This is a genomic window from Tenacibaculum sp. M341 (genome assembly GCF_004337695.1).
Taxonomy (GTDB): Bacteria; Bacteroidota; Bacteroidia; order Flavobacteriales; family Flavobacteriaceae; genus Polaribacter.
Genome location: NZ_SJXJ01000006.1, coordinates 29,686 through 49,593, shown reverse-complemented (window position 1 = coordinate 49,593; position 19,908 = coordinate 29,686). Strand labels below are relative to the sequence as shown.

At 29.2% G+C, this 19,908-nt stretch carries 11 protein-coding genes; 5 read left to right on the top strand and 6 right to left on the bottom strand.

Annotation, left to right across the window (positions count from 1 at the left end; all coding sequences use genetic code 11):
- Positions 1-121 precede the first annotated feature (121 nt).
- Genes EYW44_RS08060 through EYW44_RS08050 form a run of 3 tightly spaced genes read right to left on the bottom strand, consistent with a single transcriptional unit; the run spans position 122 to position 6,302 of the window.
- Positions 122-3,649 (bottom strand): T9SS type A sorting domain-containing protein, encoded by a 3,528-nt coding sequence (locus EYW44_RS08060; RefSeq protein WP_132723159.1) that lies wholly within the window; start codon positions 3,647-3,649, stop codon positions 122-124.
- Between the two features lie 21 nt (positions 3,650-3,670).
- Positions 3,671-4,927, bottom strand: a complete 1,257-nt coding sequence (locus EYW44_RS08055) for a hypothetical protein (RefSeq protein WP_132723158.1) — start codon at positions 4,925-4,927, stop codon at positions 3,671-3,673.
- A gap of 7 nt (positions 4,928-4,934) precedes the next feature.
- The gene (locus tag EYW44_RS08050; protein ID WP_132723157.1) at positions 4,935-6,302 is read right to left on the bottom strand and encodes a hypothetical protein; all 1,368 of its coding nucleotides are present in this window, start codon (positions 6,300-6,302) and stop codon (positions 4,935-4,937) included.
- A gap of 350 nt (positions 6,303-6,652) precedes the next feature.
- Here EYW44_RS08050 and EYW44_RS08045 point away from each other — a divergent pair, with 350 nt between their 5' ends.
- Positions 6,653-7,243: an outer membrane beta-barrel protein gene (locus EYW44_RS08045; protein WP_165872183.1), complete on the top strand. Its 591-nt coding sequence runs from the start codon at positions 6,653-6,655 to the stop codon at positions 7,241-7,243.
- 74 nt (positions 7,244-7,317) lie between these two features.
- On the opposite strand, the gene EYW44_RS08040 is transcribed toward EYW44_RS08045, so the two are convergent.
- The 3 genes from EYW44_RS08040 to EYW44_RS08030 form a co-directional block, all read right to left on the bottom strand.
- Positions 7,318-8,064: a DUF481 domain-containing protein gene (locus tag EYW44_RS08040; RefSeq protein WP_132723155.1), complete on the bottom strand. Its 747-nt coding sequence runs from the start codon at positions 8,062-8,064 to the stop codon at positions 7,318-7,320.
- Positions 8,065-8,336: 272 nt separating this feature from the next.
- Positions 8,337-9,869 carry a glutamate--tRNA ligase gene (gene gltX, locus EYW44_RS08035; protein WP_132723154.1) on the bottom strand — a complete coding sequence of 511 codons (1,533 nt, stop codon included), beginning with the start codon at positions 9,867-9,869 and terminating at the stop codon, positions 8,337-8,339.
- 499 nt (positions 9,870-10,368) lie between these two features.
- Entirely contained in the window at positions 10,369-11,199 is an 831-nt protein-coding gene (locus EYW44_RS08030) for a hypothetical protein (protein WP_132723153.1), read from the bottom strand.
- Between the two features lie 519 nt (positions 11,200-11,718).
- Between EYW44_RS08030 and EYW44_RS08025 the strand changes: the two genes are divergently transcribed.
- The 4 genes from EYW44_RS08025 (at position 11,719) to mnmG (ending at position 18,928) form a co-directional block, all read left to right on the top strand.
- The gene (locus tag EYW44_RS08025) at positions 11,719-15,063 is read left to right on the top strand and encodes a DUF4175 family protein (RefSeq protein WP_132723152.1); all 3,345 of its coding nucleotides are present in this window, start codon (positions 11,719-11,721) and stop codon (positions 15,061-15,063) included.
- A gap of 125 nt (positions 15,064-15,188) precedes the next feature.
- Entirely contained in the window at positions 15,189-16,589 is a 1,401-nt protein-coding gene (locus EYW44_RS08020) for a hypothetical protein (protein WP_132723151.1), read from the top strand.
- Complete coding sequence (gene ybeY / locus EYW44_RS08015) at positions 16,576-16,989, top strand: rRNA maturation RNase YbeY (protein WP_132723150.1); 414 nt, start codon at positions 16,576-16,578, stop codon at positions 16,987-16,989. The genes EYW44_RS08020 and ybeY overlap by 14 nt, the downstream gene beginning before the upstream one ends.
- Before the next feature lie 61 nt (positions 16,990-17,050).
- Complete coding sequence (gene mnmG, locus EYW44_RS08010; protein ID WP_132723149.1) at positions 17,051-18,928, top strand: tRNA uridine-5-carboxymethylaminomethyl(34) synthesis enzyme MnmG; 1,878 nt, start codon at positions 17,051-17,053, stop codon at positions 18,926-18,928.
- Positions 18,929-19,908: the final 980 nt, after the last annotated feature.

The following is a 19,908-nucleotide window of genomic DNA, read 5'->3' as shown; positions in this document are numbered from 1 at the left end:
CTAGTGTTTTGCTCTTATTAAAAAAGGAAATCATTAAAAGGTAACAATAACATAAACTACCGTAAATAGAAACTTCCCTAAAGAAATTAATTCGATAGGGAAGTTGTAGAACAATTAAAAATTAATAGTTCTTTTTAACTAGCTTGATTGTGTGATTTTTACCATTTTCAAACTGTATATTTAACATATAAATGCCCTCTAAATTTTGTAAATCGATACGAGCTTCTTTTGATTCTCCTACATCTGTAGCCATATCTTTATGAGATAAAATAATACGTCCATTTAAATCTGTTACAGAAAATAAAATTTCTCCTTTTGCGAAGGTTTTGTAGTTGATATTAAAAATACTATTACTTGGATTTGGATATGCTGAAACCGTAACATCCTCTAAATTATTAATAATATCTTCCTCTTTGTGAACTACAGTTGTTATTGCTTTGTGAGTTCTCTTATTTATTACAGAACTACGTTTAGCTTTGTTTACAAAAGGGACTGAGTTTCTACAAAAATCTCCCATTTTACCTTCAAAACCTTCTGTGTTTTTAGTAATAATGTAGTTTTCTCCCCAAATAGGATTGTCAACTCCAGGATAAGAAACAGCAAAATTTTCATTTGCTTTCTCTTCTGCAGTTTGATTTAAATCCGCTACATCAACACTTACTTCATCATAAGAAAATTCAGTAATAGCATCGTACGATTGTCGAACTAATTCACTATTTTGTTGTCCACTTTCACCAACACCAGAAAGTCCCATATAATCAATTTCTAGTGTCACAGAAATCCAATTTTTAAAGTTACTTGCTGAAATGGTTTCAGCACCCATATTTTCTTCTAGGGTATATTCATCTAGTAAATCAGTGATGTCTAAAGTTGTAGGAATAGGATTATCTGCATTTTTACTACTTCCAATTAAAAAAGAATTTGTTCGGACAGAATTCATAGAATACCCTTCTTTATTATAGGTAGTGATTACATAATTCGCCATAAAAAAACCATATTCTGTTCCTTGTACTTTATCCATATTAGTTGTTACATACGGTTTTTCTTTTATGCGAATGTGTCCTCCAAATCGATCTTGTGCATTTTTGACTATTGCTACGGCTATTTTAGGAGTATATACTAAATTAAATACACCTAAAGACTCGTTATAATATGGAAATGCTCCTTTAGTTCCATTTCCTGCTTCAATTGGTGCATATTCTGCATTTTCTGAACCAGGAGTTGTAATTACAACATCTTTAAAAATATTAGATTCTATAGTAAGTGAACCTTTAGCAGCTAATTCTGCAAATACCAAACTTGGCTGAGGATCTGGAAATTGTAATGGAATTACCTTATCAGGTTCATCTTCTAAATTATCTAAACGTAATTTTACAGCATTAGCCGTCATACCTCTTCCACCTCCTTTTATAGCTGTTCCTAATGCATCTAAACCTTCTCCAAGTGCTTCGACAGGGTCTCCAAAAGTATCAGGAAAAGCTTTTCCTGATGCTTTTACAACTTTTCCAGCGGCTGAAGTATAATCACCAACAGACATTATTGTTGTTCCTACATATTGTAAACGTAACGCTTCACGTTCCCAATCTTGTACTTTTCTACCTGGTATGGTAAATTCAGTTTCATTACTCCAAGGCGTATTGTTCCATTCGTTTAAACTGGTTAAACTTATATCTCCTAAACTTTGACTTTGTTCACCAAAAGGAGCATCTAAAACCCCAGTTAAAAAAGAATCTGATTTCTCCATCCATGCATCATAACCATCTGCTCCTGCAGGAATACTTCCGCCTAGAGTTTTCCCTACAATTTCCATTGTTCCACGGGTTACTTTATCTACTTTGATTTGTAAGTTCGATTCAAAGAAACAGGTACACGGATCGTAATTAAACGTAAAATCTACATAGTAAAACTTCCCTTTGTTTGTTCCACTTAACTCAATGTATTTACTGTATTCTGGAGCTCCTAAAAACGGATTATCCAAGGCTTTTCCTTGTAAGTAGCTTGCCCATAATCTTGGTTGATGATATTGACCAGAATATGTAGCTGTTTGTTTATCTGATATAGATACTTTTAAAAAGTTAGCAATAGTTCCGTTATAAACATATAAGAATACACGTAATTTTCCTGTGAAACGGTTGTACAATACGAAGTATGGTTCTCCTCTAAGTTCGTTTTTTTGATTTCCTAATTTATCATATCCAAAATCCATTTGTACAAATTCCCATCCATCAATAGAACTAAAATCTTCTCCACCTTGATAAGTACCATCTACTGAAAACTTAGAAGAAATAGGTCTTAAATTAAGTTCATTTGAATAAAAAGGACTTTTTACATTCACCGCCGTGCGAATTCCTGCAGCATCATAAGCCATAGAATAATATTCTTGTCTCCAATCGAAGGTATTTGTTGGTCTTCCTGAAGGAGCAAAAGAGAATTGAGGATCTGTTGTATGTTCTTCCGGAGCATTTACTGTTCCAAAATCAGTACCACTCACTAAAATTGCTTGTGGTTTATATGAAATATCAATACTACCTCTTCTAACTATCGCTAAAAACCTATTAAAGTTTCCGTTATCACTATTCAATAAAATAGGGGTAGGAACTCCTTTTAACACATATTTTTTATCTCCTTGTTTTGCTAATAGTTTTCCACTTTCATGACCAAAATATATCGGTAAATTAGGCACAAACTCTGTAGCTATTTCTTTTCCTTTATTAAAAATATAGATAATACCATTGTCTCTTTTTTCAATTCCAGAAGTAAGTAATCTTGATCCTGGTGATTGTAATGCTTCTTTACTATAAACACTCACATTATAATCTAACAAACCTAATTTGGCAGCAGCTTTATCATTAAAAACTACTTGAAACATATCTTCTGTTCCTCCTTCTATCAAAGTTGTTATATTTCCTGAACCAATAATGGCTGTGTTGTCTTCAATAGGAGCTAGAAAATCATCCGCCGTAATTCTTGTAAATCTATTGTCAGAATCAGCAACAGCAATATTCTCAATAGTATGTGCATTAGAACTATAAGTGGGCATAATTATATACTGATTTTCAAAAGATTTAAAAGTGTTGAATTCAAAAGTAAAAGGCGTAGTATCTTCCGTTTGTAAACTTTCTAAACTAATATTTTCAGCAACTGCTTTTAAATAATTATTAGCTTTAGCTGCACTTTGAATTATATAATGTTTGTCTTCCTGAGTATTGTATGGCATTACAAATTCAAAGAAATAATTATCATCTATATATTCATTTTCTACGATATCGTTAGTAGCTAGAACTATTGAAAAACTTACATTTGTTTCTTGTAAGTAAATCCAATCAGCACCATTCTCTACACTTACTAAAGCAAAAGCTTGATGTTTAAAATCTTGAACTACCCACCATAACTGATTCTTTTTGATTTCGCTTTTATTTTCATTCTCTACAATTTTTAAACCTGTTGCTACTCTTGTTAAAAAAGAAGTTTCTTTTCCATCTGGAGATATTGTTACAAGCGCCTTTGTTGTTTGGCTCCCCTTAAGATTGGGCACTTGTAAAGACTCAAAACTAAAATCTACTGTTGAAGGAGTAGTTTGCGCATTAATTTGGTTAAAAAAGTATCCATAAATAATGCTAAAACCTATAATTAAAAGTTTTGTTTTCATGATATTAAATACGGATTACCTTTAATTTTGATTGACTTTATCTTCTAGCTGCTGTAATTTTTCCTGTAATTGAAAAATTACTTTTTGCATCATTTTTAATCCGTCTTCTTGTTTTTTTATTTTTTCTTCTTGATTAATGGTATGTAAGTATAATTCTTCAATTTTTTCTACAGAAATAATTACTACTTTATTAACATCTAATCCATTGTTAACTACCTCTTTTTCAGAAGGCATTCCTGGAAGATGCTGATTTTCATCTGTGTAATTTTTCACCTCTTGTAAAGACATTAATTTGTAATCTTTTGCAAATACATAATCAGGGAAAGAAGAAGCGTCTGCTATAAAACCTGTAGCTTTTATTCTTCCTGCCACGTGTACTTGTTCCGTAATATTATTCGGATTGATAGCTCCAAAACCTACTTTACCATCGGTTTTTACATACATTGCATCGCTACCAAAAGCATTTTTTACTGAAAAATGAGAGTTTTCTATATTTGACAATCTAAAATCAACCCCTTTATTAACAAGTACTTGCTGTGAATTCAATACATTTAAAAAATTAATTTCATTCTGAATATTCAATGCTCCTAAAGAAGATATATTTCCTTTTACTGTAATACCTTTTTCTAAATTCACCTCTTCAGTTAAATTGGTGTTTCCTGAAATGGTTAAGTCTCCAGATACTTCTAAATTTGCATCATCAGTTAATGTGGTATTCCCTGCAATTTTTACATTTCCTAAAACATCTAATTTTGCCTGTGGGTCTGTCACTCCAATACCAATATTTCCATCCGGATTTATTTTCATAGCATTTACAGAAGTTCCATTATTTTGAGCGCGTAATTGCAAACCTATACTTGAAGTCCCAAAATAATCTTTTGCCTCTAAATAAGCAGTTCCAGATTGCCCATATCCTTCTTGTGCAGAGAAATATAAACTTCCTTTAGCTATAATATTTCCTCTAGTTTCTAGCGTTTCATTAACAGTTAAAGTCTGTTGAACAATAGTACCCCCGTAACTATTAATTTTTAAGGCATCTCTTATTTGACCATTGAGTTGAGATCGAAATTGCAAAGCAATACTAGATCTATTTGATCTATCTCTAGCTTGAATGTATGCTGTACCGCTTTTATTTTTTCCTTCATAAGCATGATAAAATGTATGACCTCTTGCATAAATATCTCTAATATTAACATCACTCTGTGCGTATGTTCTATTAAAATTTAAAAAACTGATTGACAAAATAATAAACCCCAATAATTGTTTTGTAGTTTTCATAATTAATTTAGTTGTTGTTTTGTATAATTTTTAATTGTTTTTGTAGTTCTGAAACCATCTTTTTCAAATCGTTAATTTCTTTTTCTTGCTGAATAGTATGTAGATACAATTCTTCAATTTTTTCTACGGAAATAGTCACCACTTTTTTAAAATCTAATCCATTATTAATTACTTCTTTCTCTGAAGGCATTCCTGGAAGATGCTGATTTTTATCTGTGTAATTTTCTACCTCTTTTAAAGGCATTAATTTGTAATCTTTTGAAAATACATAGTCAGGAAAAGAAGAAGCATCTGCTATAAAACCACTAGCTTTTATTCTTCCAGCTACGTGTACTTGCTCAGTAATGTTATTCGGATTGATAGCGCCAAACCCCATTTTTCCATCAGTTTTTATATATAAAGCGTTGCTACCGAAAGCATTTTTTATTGAAAAATGAGAGTCTTCTACGTTTGATAATCTAAAATCAACACCTTTATTAACAAGCACTTGTTGTGAATTAAATATGTTCGAAAAATTGATTTGATTTTTAATATCTAATGTTCCTTGGGAAGCTATATTTCCTTTTACTGTAATTCCTTTTTCTAAATTCACCTCTTCTGTTAAATTGGTATTTCCAGAAATGGTTAAGTCTCCAGATACTTCTAAATTTCCATCATCATTTGATGTTGTATTTCCAGAAATTTTCACATTTCCTAAAACATCTAATTTTACTTGAGGATCTACTATTCCTATACCTACATTTCCATCTGGATTTATTTTGAATGCATCTACAAGAGTTCCATTATTTTGTGAGCGTAATTGTAATCCTACACTAGTGCTATTAGAATCATCTCTAGCTTGTATGTATGCAGTACCATCTTTTCTATCTCCTTCAAATGCATGTAAAAAAACATGTCCTTTTGCATAGATCTCTCCATTCACATGTAACTTTTTTTTAGGTGAATTGGTACCAATACCTAAAAGTCCTTCGTCGGTAAGACGCATCTTTTCGTCTACTATAGACCATGCGTTACTATTGAAACCAAATACTATATCTTCACTATCAGAATTATTATCCCAATCTGCAACTAAATATAAATTTGAAGTATCCATAAACATACCGCTTCTGGTTCCAGCTCCTCCTTCCATTTGTACTTCAAATTTTATTCTGTGAAACCAATTACTTCTACTTCCATGAGTAACATAAAAGTTCTGATTTTTTGTATAGGTGGAATTGTCGTCCATAGTTAATACCATAGCCTCCTTAGATTGATATCCCTTACTTTTAGGCCAAGTGTATGTATTACTTATTTGAGAAAAAACAGTTGAAAAAATGCTGAACATTATTACAATTGTAGCACTTATCTTGTATTTAGTATCGTTTGCTGTTTTCATATTTTATTAGTTAAATTTTAGTGTTATTAGGTTTGGTTAACTTCTTTTAATATTTTGCTGGCAAACGTATTGAAATACTTCTCTGAACAATAAAAATAGGGTAGGACAAAAGCGGGACACCCACTTTATTTTACTAAAAATGAAAAACTTGTGTTTTTCTTCAATTTACTTTGATTTTAAAATTGTGTTTGTAAAGTTGTATAGCAATTGAAATAATATGCACTTTATGAAGTTATTATAACACCAATAAACTCAATACTAAATATTTAAAAAGTCAAAAATGTATTGCTAAATAAAAATTTAGTAGTTTAGTGGCCAATAATTATAAAATCCCCAATACAATTATGATTATGAAAAAAAGCTTTTTTATTTTATTAGTTTTTATCTCTGCTTCTACAATAGCACAAGTTAAAAACCGAAAATGGCAATTTGGAGTTGGTGCAAGTGTTGTAAAATTTTCAGATGAAGACGCTTCGTACATTGGAGACAAAAATCTTTTTCAAATACCAAGATTGAACTTAACAGTTCCTATTAACGATAACTTATCTGTTGATGGTGCTATATCTTTTAATTCTTTTGACATAGGCTTTATTGAAAATTCTGCAAAGTATTTTTCTATGGATGGATCTTTAAGATATAGTTTCACTAATTTTTCAGATAAATTTTTTCCATATGTTTTTGTTGGAGGTAGTTTAGTTGACTCTGATAGAAAAATGACTCCTACTTTTAATTTTGGTGCCGGTGCAACTTACTGGATTACTGATAAATTAGGTTTAAATACTCAATTATACTACAAATATTCACTTGAATCATTTGAAAGTATGCGTTCGCATATTCAAATTACTGGTGGTATTGTATTTGCTTTCGATTCTTTATTTGAAGGTGGAGGAGGAAGAAGTGCTTCTTCTGTTGGAGGTGCTTGTTATTACAACCAACATTAATTTTTAGTTAGCAGTGTTTTAGTAACCAGTTTTTAATATACTGTTTTTGCTAAAACACTACTAATTACTACTGCTTAAAAAGAGTATACAATACCGTTTGTAAGTCTATATTGCTCTTTAGGTATTCCTACCACTGGAAATTCATCATATTGATATGTAAAAGTGGTAGAAAACGACAAATTCTTCACTATTCTTAAAGCCAAAGTGGTTTGACTTGAAATTCTAAAATCAGCAAATTCATCTAATCTTGGTTGAAAATAAGTTGTACTAACCAATGAAATGTTCTTTTTTGGAAATAAACTCATTGAAAAGTAAGAACTACTACGCCAATCTTTATGTGTTTGCTCTATGTTAGAAATTTCATTTTCATATTCATACATTACTAAACTCCCTAAATATAGTTTGTACTTTTCTGAAGGAGTTAATTTATATCTAATACCAGATCCTATTAAACCTCTAAAACGAATAGCTGCTATTTCATTTTGCTGAGATTGTATAAAAGATTCTAAAGCAAACCTATTATAAAATCTGTAATTATGCCTAAAATGCTGTGAGTTTTTACTTACTAACTTTGTTGAATTTGCCTCTCTAAAATCTATGTCGTTAATAAAAAGCCATAAATGATTTTTAGTTTTGTATTGTACTCGAATTCTGTTTGAAATACCAAAAATGGTGTTTGCATTTTTTATTAAATGCAAATTCAAACGAACATTTCCAGACCATCCTACTGTATCAGTAACTCTTCTTAAGTTCTCTACATTAATGATTTGAGAAAACCCTACAAAAGGAATAAACAAAAGAATTAGAATGTACTTTTTCATAATTACTGTTGATTAAATACTAGTTTGTTTAGCTATTTTTCTTTTAAATGTGCCCAAAACTAACAAAATATTAATGCCTCCCTATAAAAATGAAGTAAATATTGTTTATTAAATAGCATTTTCACGTTTTTTACTTCTTTTTAAGCTATTTTAAGCCGTTCTTTCTGTTTTACCAAGATTTATATTAATTTATAATAAAAAACCCTCACGTGCTTTAAAAACAAGTGAGGGAGTCAATATTTTTTAACTTGATAATTCAAGTTTATATTTTATTACAAAGCAGCTATCGCATTGTTAATTCTTCGAATAGTAGCTTCTTTACCAATCATTGTCATAATTTCAAACAAATCAGGTCCGGCTAATTTACCTACTAAACTTAAACGTAATGGCTGCATTACTTTACCAAAACCTATTTCTTTTGAAGTAATCCATCCTTTGATATCAGTTTGAGTATTTTCAATTGAAAAATCTTCAATACCATCAATAACCGTAACTAATTCAGTCATTAAATCACCCGTAGTTTCTTTCCACTGTTTTTTGGCAGCTTTAGCTTCATACTCTGTAGGATCTGCAAAGAAAAAGTTTGATAAATCCCAAAAATCATCAACAAATACAGCTCTTTCTTTAATTAAAGCAACTACTTTTTGAATGTATTCTTGTTGTTCTTCAGCATTACTTAAAGCTCCTTTTTCTTTTAAAATAGGTACAAACAAAGAAGTTAACTCTTCATTAGATTTTTGCTGTAAATATTGTTGATTAAACCATTTGGTTTTGTCTGGACTAAATTTTGCTCCAGATTTACTTACTCTACTTAAATCAAAAGCTTCAACAAGCTCTTCTAAACTAAACAATTCTTGCTCTGTACCAGGATTCCATCCTAATAAAGCCAACATGTTTATAAAAGCATCTTCAAAATATCCATCTTCTTTGTATCCACGTGAAACATCTCCGGTTTTTTCATTCGTATATTCTAATGGAAAAACAGCAAACCCTAATTTATCTCCATCACGTTTACCTAACTTACCTTTACCTACTGGCTTTAAGATTAATGATAAGTGAGCAAACTTAGGTGCTTTCCAATCAAAAGCTTTGTATAAAAGTGTGTGAAGTGCTAACGATGGTAACCATTCTTCTCCACGAATAACATGAGAAATTTCCATTAAATGATCATCAACAATATTTGCTAAATGATACGTTGGCATTCCATCAGACTTAAACAATACTTTATCATCTAAAGTATTTGTGTCTATTTTTACTTCACCTCTTACTTCATCTTGTAATACCAAAGTTTCATCTTGAGGAGTTTTAAAACGAACTACATATTTTTCTCCTGTAGTTATTTTTTGTTGTACTTCTTCATCAGAAAGTACTAAAGAGTTTACCAATCTTCCTTTCTCTCTATTATGCCAATTATAAATAAACGTTTTTCCGTTTGCTTCATGCTCTTTTCTGTGTGCATCTAATTGCTCTGCAGTATCAAATGCATAATATGCCCATCCTTTTTCAATTAATTCATCGGCATATTTTTTATATAACTCTTTACGTTCTGATTGTCTGTAAGGTCCAAACTTTTCATTTTTTCCTGGTCCTTCATCAAAAGGAATGTTACACCATTCTAAAGCATCAATTATGTATTGTTCTGCATTGGCAACATATCTTGTTTGATCGGTATCTTCTATTCTTAAAACAAAAGTTCCGTTATGCTTTTTAGCGAATAAATAATTAAATAATGCGGTTCTTACACCTCCAATGTGTAATGGTCCTGTTGGACTTGGCGCGAATCGTACACGTACGTTTTCTGACATTTCTTTGCTTTTTTGATGGCACAAAGATAGTTTTAAAACTGAAAGAAGAAAAGGAAAAATAACTCTTGAAATGTTTCAAAAGTAAAAGGAAAAAAGAAGGTAAAATTTTAACTATTTCTATTACTTAAAAAAAGGGAAAGTATATTAAAACGAAAAGCCAGCATACCCCGATATGCTGGCCTCAAAACTGGTAAAATATAAGATAATTATTTTATTCAAGGGATTATAATAAATAAGGGTAACTATCCTAACAGTTATATCTCTGGTTCAAAATTACAAAACAAAAACAGTTTACCCATAAAAACGGTGGTAACAAAAAGTGACAAAACAGTAACACACTCTTCAAACCCTTATAAATACTAGAAAAAAACAAAAAAATAGAAATATCAAAAAAACACCTTTTTATAAAAAAAGACTCCTCAAATTGATATTTTGAGGAGTCTTTTTGATTAATTTTATGTTGCTTAAAACAGTATTTTGTACTGTTTTAATAGTGTATTTATAGTTTGTAATATACCCCAACTGAAAGTGCCGGAGCTTTAGCAACTCTTCTTCCACTAAGTGCTCCTCCGAAACCTAAATTAGCTCCAAAATTATCATTGAACTCTCCAATTAGTTTTAAACCAAATGCAGCAAAACTTTGATTGTTTACATACAACCCAGTTAAGGTATTTGTTACTGGAATAGCAACCTCTCCATTTTGAAAAGAAGCAAGACCATCTAAAAATCCAGCAATCCATAACCAATCAGTAGTTTTATATCCTAATTCTCCACCTAATTTAAATGCAGAACTATATTCATTTGTTTTTATATCTACTCCTGTAAATGCTTGAATGTACCATGAATCAAATCCTCTACCAACACTTACTACAGGTACAAAAGACCAAGCATCATAACCTGTTCTTAACCCTGATGCTAGTTCAAAATCACCAGAATTAGCTTCAATCATTAACTGACCGGTAATCAACCATTTTTTGTTATAAAAGTTATGTTTTACTCCAAATTGAATGTTTCCTAAAGAAGTTAAAGAACTTTCTGTTGTTAAATTCACTGCTGTATCTACCAAATCACCAGATGATACTAATTTAAGTGGAACATTTGCTATTAAAGTAGTTTTGTCACTTAAACCATATTCAGCATATAATTGTAAAGTGTTATCGCTTATTTCTCTATTGGTACTAAAAGCATCTTCTTTTGCAAATAACTCTGTATATCCAGAAATAGTAGTAAAAGATAATTGTAAATAGGCTTCGTCTTTCTTTTTAGTCCACGGACTTTGTGAAAATGCTATAGAAGCACTAAAAAATAAAAGGTAAGATAGTTTTTTCATTTGTAAATTATTTAAACTGTTGGTTCGCTGAAGTTAATAAACCTTACAATAAAAAAGGTAATTTTTATAAAAACATTGTGAGAGTTCTTAATGATTTTTATGGTTTTAAGTGTTTAAATCGGCATTAACTATAATTCAATTTTTAATTTTTTGATCGTAAAAAAATGGTATTTTCAACAGTTAATAGCCAATGTGTTTCGTTTACTTCAAAAGATTTTTCTTGTTCAATTTTGTTTTATCGCTCTTTATTAGCTCTTCAATTAAAATTATTTCGTCTACATCACTAGTAAAACAAAGAAAATAATAGGAATAATTTAAATCATATAAACATATTTAAAAATTAATTTTTTAAATAAAAAAAAACTTAAAATGTAGTTGCAATTATAATCTTCATTTAATACTGTGAAAGTTGAATTATTTGTAGAAAAACATAGCTTACTATTTCACAGGATTTTAACTTTTTTAACGCCGTATTTACAATTTTAAATTAACTAACTTTACGAGTTAAGATTTTTTATTATGAGTAATTTCAATCAAATTGAACAAAAACTACAAGCATTCAGTAAAAAATATTATACCAATGAACTGATAAAAGGAAGCATTTTATTTGTTTGCATTGGTTTATTATATCTGTTTTTTACACTTTTTATTGAATATTTTTTGTGGTTACAACCTAATTTAAGAACGCTTTTGTTCTGGGTTTTCATTTTGGTAGAAGTTGGTTTATTAATTCGATTTGTATTATTTCCTATTTTCAAATTATTCGGACTTCGCAAGGGAATTAGTTATGTAGAATCTTCAAAAATTATTGGAAATCATTTTCCAGAAGTAAAAGATAAATTACTAAATATCTTACAGTTAAAAACTAGTAGTGTAAATTCTAATTCTTCTGAATTATTATTGGCTAGTATTGAACAAAAAGCGAATGAATTACAACCAATTCCTTTTGTAAAAGCTATCAATTTTTCAGTAAATATCAAGTACTTAAAATATCTTGCTATCCCTTTGTTTATATGGATTATAACTCTTCTTACTGGTGTAAGTGATAAATTATCGCAGAGTTTTAATAGAGTGGTAAACCATAGTGTTGCTTATCAACCACCAGCGCCTTTCTATTTTAATCTTACCAATAAAAATTTAGAAGTTATACAAGGAAATCCGTTAACTATTTATGTTGAAACCAAAGGAAATGTGATTCCTGAAGACGCTAAAATTCACTTTAACAATCAAGAATATTACTTAGATAATAACGGAGCGGGTTTGTTTTCATACACTTTTGATAAAATAGATTCTGATACTGATTTTTATGTAAAAGCTAATAATATTACTTCTAATGAACACCGAATTAATATTGTAAAAACTCCTAGTATTCAAAATATTAGCATTAAAATTAATTATCCTTCCTATCTTAAAAAATCATCTAAAACTTTGCCAAATGCTACTAATATCACTGTTCCTGAAGGAACTCGTGTTACTTGGTTAGTTAGTACAACAGAAACTGAATCAGTTACTTACGAACAAGATTCTATTCAAAATAACTTCAAAAAAGAAGATGATAATACATTTAGTTATCAGAAAAAAATAAAACAAAACACTGATTATCAAATAAGTACATCTAATAAAAAATTAAAAAATTACGAAAAATTACAATTCGCTATCAATACTATTCAAGATGAAAAACCTAGCATTAGTGTAAAAACTAATATTGATAGTGTTTCACGTGGACCCGTTTATTTTGCCGGACAAATAACGGATGATTATGGAATAAGTAAACTAGAAATGGTTTATTACAACATAAAATCACCTAAAAATCAATTAATTAAACCGATTAAAACAAATAAAGAAGCTTTTCAGAGCTTTTTTACAAAGTTTCCAGGCGATTTACAATTAGAACAAGGTGTTGATTATGAAATGTACTTTAGAGTTTTTGATAATGATGCTGTAAATGGCAGAAAAGAAGCTACAAGTAGAAAGTTTTCTTATCGTAAAAAAACAGATGAAGAACTTGAAAATGAGTTATTAAGAGAGCAAGAAAATCATTTAAATAACTTACAGAATTCACTTGAAAATCAAAAGGATAACAAAAAGGAATTAGAGAAAATACAGTCTGATTTACAGCATAAAAAGAACATGAATTGGAACGATCAGAAAAAGATTCAGAAGCTTGTAGAGCGTCAAGAACAATACAAGCAAATGATGCAACGTCAAACTAAAAATTTACAAGAAAATTTTTCAGAAAAGAAAGAAGAAAACGAAGATTTACAAAAGAAAAAAGAAAATATACAAAAGAGAATAGAAGAGCTTAAAAAATTAGACAAACAACAAAAGCTATTAGATGAGCTTAAAAAAATGGCTGAAAAATTAAATAAAGAAGATTTAATTAAAAAAACGAAAGAATTAGCTCAGCAAAATAAGCAACAAGAAAAAAGTTTAGAGCGTGTGTTAGAATTAGCTAAACGCTATTATGTACAACAAAAAATGAATCAGGTTGCTGAAAAGCTACAAGATCTTGCTAAAAAACAAGAGGAATTAAGTAAAAAAGAAAGCACAAAAGAAGAACAAAATAAAATTCAGAAAGAATTTGATAAGGTAAAAGAAGACTTAAAAAACTTGAAAAAAGAAAATGAAAAATTAAAAGATCCAATGGACATTCCTGAGAATAAAGATTTACAGAAAAAAACGGATAATGATCTGAATAAAGCCAAGGAAAACATTGAAAAACAACAAAGCCAAGAAGCTAAGAAAAACCAGAAAAAAGCTGCTAAAAAAATGCAACAGATGAGTCAGAAAATGCAACAATCTATGCAAATGATGAGTAGTGAAATGGAAGAAGAAAACATGGAAGATTTAAGAAGTATCGTTGAAAACTTAATTACATTTTCTTTTGATCAAGAAAATTTAATGGATGATTTTTCGAATACAACATCATCTCATCCAAGTTTTGGTAAAAACTTACGTAAGCAATATCAATTAAAAACCTATTTTGAACATATTGATGATAGTTTATTTGTGCTTTCAATGCGTGTACCAGACATTTCTTCAGATATACAAGATCATTTAGCGAATGCGCATTATAATTTAGATCAATCTTTAGAAAATTTTACTGAAAGTAGGTTTAGAAATGGTATTTCTAATCAACGTTATGTAATGACTTCTGCTAATGAACTTGCTGATATGTTAAGTAATACTTTAGATGCAATGCAAAACCCTAATCCTAGTAGTGGTCAAGGAAAAGGAGGAAAAGGAAAAGACTCTTTTAGCTTACCAGATATTATTCAGAAACAAGAGGATTTAATGAAGCAAATGCAAAAAGGTATGCAACAAAAAGGAAAAGAAGGTGATCCAAAAGATGGAAAAAATGGTAAAAAAGGCGAACAAAAAGGAGAAGAGTCTGGAAAAAATGGTCAAAACGGGCAAAATGGTAAAGATGGAGAGCAAAAGAATGAAGACTTAAATGGAGAACTCTATAAAATATATAAAGAACAAAGTGAATTAAGACAACAATTAGAAGACGCCATCAATAAAAATGGAAAAGAAGGCAACGGACAAGCTAAAAAAGCATTGAAAGAAATGGAACAATTAGAAAATGAAATTTTAGAAAAAGGTTTTACCCAAGGTACACTTCAGCGTATGCAAAGATTAAACTATGAATTATTGAAGCTTGATAAGGCTACTTTTCAACAAGGAAGAGACAAAAAACGTAAATCTACAAGCAATTTGATTCAGTATAACAAAAATAGGGCAGAGGAAATTAAATTTAAAAAACAATTTTATAATCAAACAGAAATCTTAAACCGTCAATCATTACCATTAAAACAACAATATAAGAAAAAAGTACAGGAATATTTTAAAAGAAACAATTAAGGTAACACACCTTAACCCCTAAAAAAACAATGAATTAAAAAAAGAAAAAAACTTTTTCAAAAAGAATAATTAATAATTAACTTTATAAGACTCTTTTTTGGAGAAGTAGTATAAAATGAATTAAAATGGCTAAAAAACATTTTTTAATTATCGTATTACTTACAAACTTTATTTTTGCTAATACGATCCGTCTACCAGAAAATTTTACTGTAAAGAAAACTTTGTCTGGCAAACTTTCTGAAGATTTATCATTACACTTAATCTTTAGTTTGAACACCTCAAATAAACAATATACTTTACATCCTTACTTATTTGATGGTGAAAAAGTTGAAAAACTTCCATTAATTGAAAACAAAAAACAAATAGAAATTGTTTCTTTTCATAAAAAGGGTGAAATCGTTTCTGTTTTTTACAGACCTAAAGCATCTGAAAAGGAATTAATAGAAGTAAATATCAATACAAAAACAAATAGTGTTCTTAAAAAAGAACCACAATCACATAATAACTTTTTAGGTTCTTTTGAAGTTGAAGGTAGCAGTACTTTACTCTACAAAAACAAAAATAATTTTACTATTAAACAATTTTCTGGACTAAATAATAAGAGTTATAAGTACAGTTTTAAAGGAAAAGAGGATGAAATTTATAGGTTTTTAAATCACAAAACATTAACAGCAGTAAGAACTGATGAGTTTGTTTTTAATGGATCTAACAAAAAAAATAAAATTTATCTTTCAAATAAAGGTTTAGTTTTCACAAAAGATTCACCTAAAACCCTTACTACAAATATTTATGAATTGAATTATGAAGGGAATTCAATTGTAGTAAATAAAAGAATGATTACTGTAAAAAAAGCAGATACAATCTCTTTTAAAAAGATGGCTAGCTATTTTACTGATAAAAAAGTATATCAATTAAGCTTAAATAAAGATTTTGCTTCGCTTCAAATAAATGATATTGCTCAAAATAAATTGGTAAATTCTATTAAAATAGACAGTTCTTTTACTACATCTGACTTAGATTACAATAAAAACTTTCTTGGAATTCCTAAATTCTTAACTGAAATGTATCTTCAAAGAACTAGTCCAACTATTACAGTTAATAAAACTATTGATGATAATTACCGTGTACGTTTTAGTTATTTAAACTACTATTTTAATGATGTAAATCGTCATTGGTGGTTTTTTCAACAACAAGAAAAGCTTTGGAGACTAAATCAGAAAGATTTTATGATAAATTCTTCAAGTTTTCATGGTCCTAATCCAACGAATGACTTTACCTTTGACCTAGTAAAAACTAGCACTAATAATTATAGTTTTGAAATATTAGTTTCTGAAAACGGTACTATTTTAAATAAAAAATTACCTGAAACTATTTACAAAAAGATAAATAAAGACAAATACGCTAAAAAATTCAGAAATAATAACAACTATTATTTAAAATCTTACTGTTTTACCAACAACGGATTTAGATATATGGCGTATTCTAAAAAAAATAAAACGATAGAATTATTTAATGATACATTTTAATTACGAATTAGATTTTAATTTAGAAGAGGAGGAGAAAACATCAAATTGGATTCTGGATTGTGTAGAAAAAGAAGATTTTGAGTTAGGAGAAATTAATTACATTTTTTGTGATGATGCGTATTTACATAAAATTAATGTAGAATTTTTAGAACACGACACCTTTACTGATATTATTAGTTTTGATTATACTCTTGGAAAATTAATATCTGGTGATATTTTTATTTCTATTGATAGAGTTAAAGAAAATGCAACAACATATAATGTTTCTTTTAAAGAAGAATTACATCGGGTAATAATTCATGGAGTTTTACATTACATGGGATATAAAGATAAGACCGACGAGCAAAAACAATTAATGAGAGACAAAGAAAATAGTTGTTTAAAAACCTTAAATTTGTAGTCCGTTCCACGTGGAACGGACTTTTTTATTTCACGAAATTCAAGAAAATAGTTTATAAAAGATGAGTTTATTTACAACAGTATATGATGTTATTGTAGTAGGAGGTGGACATGCCGGAAGTGAAGCTGCTGCTGCAAGTGCTAATATGGGCGCTAGAACATTATTAATTACAATGAATTTGCAAAATATTGCACAAATGAGTTGTAATCCTGCAATGGGTGGTATTGCTAAAGGACAAATTGTAAGAGAAATTGATGCACTTGGTGGTTATAGTGGTATTGTTACCGATAAAACTGCTATTCAATTTAAAATGCTTAACAAATCGAAAGGACCTGCAATGTGGAGTCCTAGAGCTCAATCTGACAGGATGCAATTTGCAGAATGTTGGAGGAATTTATTAGAACAAACAGATAATTTAGATTTTTATCAAGATTCTGTGAATGGTCTTATATTCAATGGTGATAAAATTACTGGTGTAAAAACGAATCTTGGGTTAGAAATAAAAGCTAAAACGGTTATTTTAACTGCTGGTACTTTCTTAAATGGATTAATTCATATAGGAGAGAAAACTTTTGGTGGTGGTAGAGCTGGAGAAGGAGCTTCAACTGGAATTACAGAAGATTTAGTTGAAAAAGGTTTTGAATCTGGTAGAATGAAGACTGGAACACCTCCAAGAGTTGATGGAAGATCGTTAGATTATTCAAAAATGACTGAACAACCAGGTGATGAAAACCCTGAAAAATTCTCTTATTTACCAACTACAGCACCATTAAAGAAGCAACGTTCTTGTTTTTTAACGTACACAAATCAAACTACACACAATTTATTAAGAGAAGGTTTTGATCGATCTCCTATGTTTAATGGTAGAATTAAGTCTACAGGACCACGTTATTGTCCTTCTGTAGAAGATAAAATCAATCGTTTTGCAGACAAAGAAAGACATCAAATATTTGTTGAACCAGAGGGATGGAGTACTGTTGAGATATATGTAAATGGTTTTTCTACTTCTTTACCTGAAGATGTACAGGATAAAGCTATTCGATCTATTCCTGGTTTTGAAAATGTAAAATTTTTCAGATACGGTTATGCTATAGAATATGATTATTTTCCACCAACACAATTAACGCATTCTTTAGAAACTAAATTGATTAAAAACCTATTCTTTGCAGGTCAAATAAACGGTACTACTGGTTATGAAGAAGCAGCATCACAAGGATTGATGGCAGGTATAAATGCTGCTTTAAAGACTCAAAATAAAGAACCTTTTATTTTAAAAAGGAGTGAAGCTTATATAGGTGTATTAATTGATGATTTGATTACTAAAGGTACTGAAGAACCATATAGAATGTTTACTTCTAGAGCTGAATATAGAACCTTATTACGTCAAGATAATGCTGATTTAAGACTAACTCCAAGGGCATTTGAGATAGGTTTAGCATCAAAAGAGCGTATGGATAGAGTAGATGAAAAGAAGCAAAAAACAGCTGATTTAATCGAATTTATTAAGAATTTAAGCATTACTAAAGAGGATGTGAACCCTATTTTAGAAGCTAAAAACTCAGCTTTAATTAACCAATCAATGAAGCTTTATAAGATTGCTTCTAGACCTCAATTAAAGTTTGAAGACTTATTAAGTATTGAAAAATTAAATAAATATATTACAAATAACAGCATCGATGAAGAGATTGTAGAGCAAGTAGAAATACATTTAAAATACTCTGGTTATATAGAGAAAGAAAAAAGCAATGCTGATAAATTAAACAGACTTGAAAATGTACCTATTCCTTCAAGTTTTGATTATTCTAAAGTAAAATCATTATCATATGAAGCTCGTGAAAAGCTTAACAATATAAAACCAACTAGTATATCACAAGCAAGTAGAATTAGTGGTGTTTCTCCTAGTGATATTTCGGTTTTACTAGTTTATATGGGGAGATAATTAGTTTTAAAAACATTAAAACAATAGCTAAAAAGGCTGTTTATTCGAATGAGTAAACAGCCTTTTTTATTTATATCTATTAAATAAAGACAACTTTAGAATTCTATTATTATCGTTATTAAAAGCAAAAAACAACTAATTAATCAAAATATTTAAGAGAAAAGGAAGAGAATAAGAGATTATAAAAAGATATCATTGATATAAATACAAGCTATTTTTTAAATAAAAACACTTCTAAAAAGCTTGCGGTAAATCCTAAAACACGATAAAAACATCCTTAAAAACAGAATCAATTGAAGACAACATATCACCACATAAAACATAGCTATAGAAACTATCAAAAACACTTCTAGAAACAACTTATTTCACTTTATAGAAACGTATAAAACGCACTTTAAAATAGAATCAGTTAAAGAAAACAACAGAAGAAAAACGATAAAAAATAATATAAACACAACATCATTCGATATGAAACATGGCTAACAAAACAATTAAAACACTTCTAAAAACAGCATATATATCTTTATAAAAACATATAAAATGCACTTAAAAATTGAATCAATTAAAGAAAAAAACGATAAAAAGGATAAAAAGGATATAAACTCAACATCGTTCCACATGAAACATAATTATAAAAACAATTAAAAACACTTCTAAAAACAGCTTATTTAACTTTATGGAAGCGTATAAAACGCACTTAAAAATAGCATCAGCTAAAAAAACAACAGGATAAAAACGATAAAAAAGATATAAATACAACATCATTACACATGAAACATAGCTATCAAAACAATTAAATCAATTCTAAAAACAGCATATATCTCTTTTTAAGAACATATAAAACACCCTTAAAATAGAATTAGCTTAAGAAAACAACAGGAGAAAAAACGATATAAACGGTAAAAATACAACATCGTTCCACATGAAACATAGCTATCAATACAATTAAATCAATTCTAAAACAGTTTATTTCACTTTAT

Coding starts and splice junctions, on each gene's coding strand:
- EYW44_RS08060 (WP_132723159.1), bottom strand. CDS start 3,649: ATGAAAACAAAACTTTTAATTATAGGTTTTAGCATTATTTATGGATAC.
- EYW44_RS08055 (WP_132723158.1), bottom strand. CDS start 4,927: ATGAAAACTACAAAACAATTATTGGGGTTTATTATTTTGTCAATCAGT.
- EYW44_RS08050 (WP_132723157.1), bottom strand. CDS start 6,302: ATGAAAACAGCAAACGATACTAAATACAAGATAAGTGCTACAATTGTA.
- EYW44_RS08045 (WP_165872183.1), top strand. CDS start 6,653: ATGAAAAAAAGCTTTTTTATTTTATTAGTTTTTATCTCTGCTTCTACA.
- EYW44_RS08040 (WP_132723155.1), bottom strand. CDS start 8,064: ATGAAAAAGTACATTCTAATTCTTTTGTTTATTCCTTTTGTAGGGTTT.
- gltX (WP_132723154.1), bottom strand. CDS start 9,869: ATGTCAGAAAACGTACGTGTACGATTCGCGCCAAGTCCAACAGGACCA.
- EYW44_RS08030 (WP_132723153.1), bottom strand. CDS start 11,199: ATGAAAAAACTATCTTACCTTTTATTTTTTAGTGCTTCTATAGCATTT.
- EYW44_RS08025 (WP_132723152.1), top strand. CDS start 11,719: ATGAGTAATTTCAATCAAATTGAACAAAAACTACAAGCATTCAGTAAA.
- EYW44_RS08020 (WP_132723151.1), top strand. CDS start 15,189: ATGGCTAAAAAACATTTTTTAATTATCGTATTACTTACAAACTTTATT.
- ybeY (WP_132723150.1), top strand. CDS start 16,576: ATGATACATTTTAATTACGAATTAGATTTTAATTTAGAAGAGGAGGAG.
- mnmG (WP_132723149.1), top strand. CDS start 17,051: ATGAGTTTATTTACAACAGTATATGATGTTATTGTAGTAGGAGGTGGA.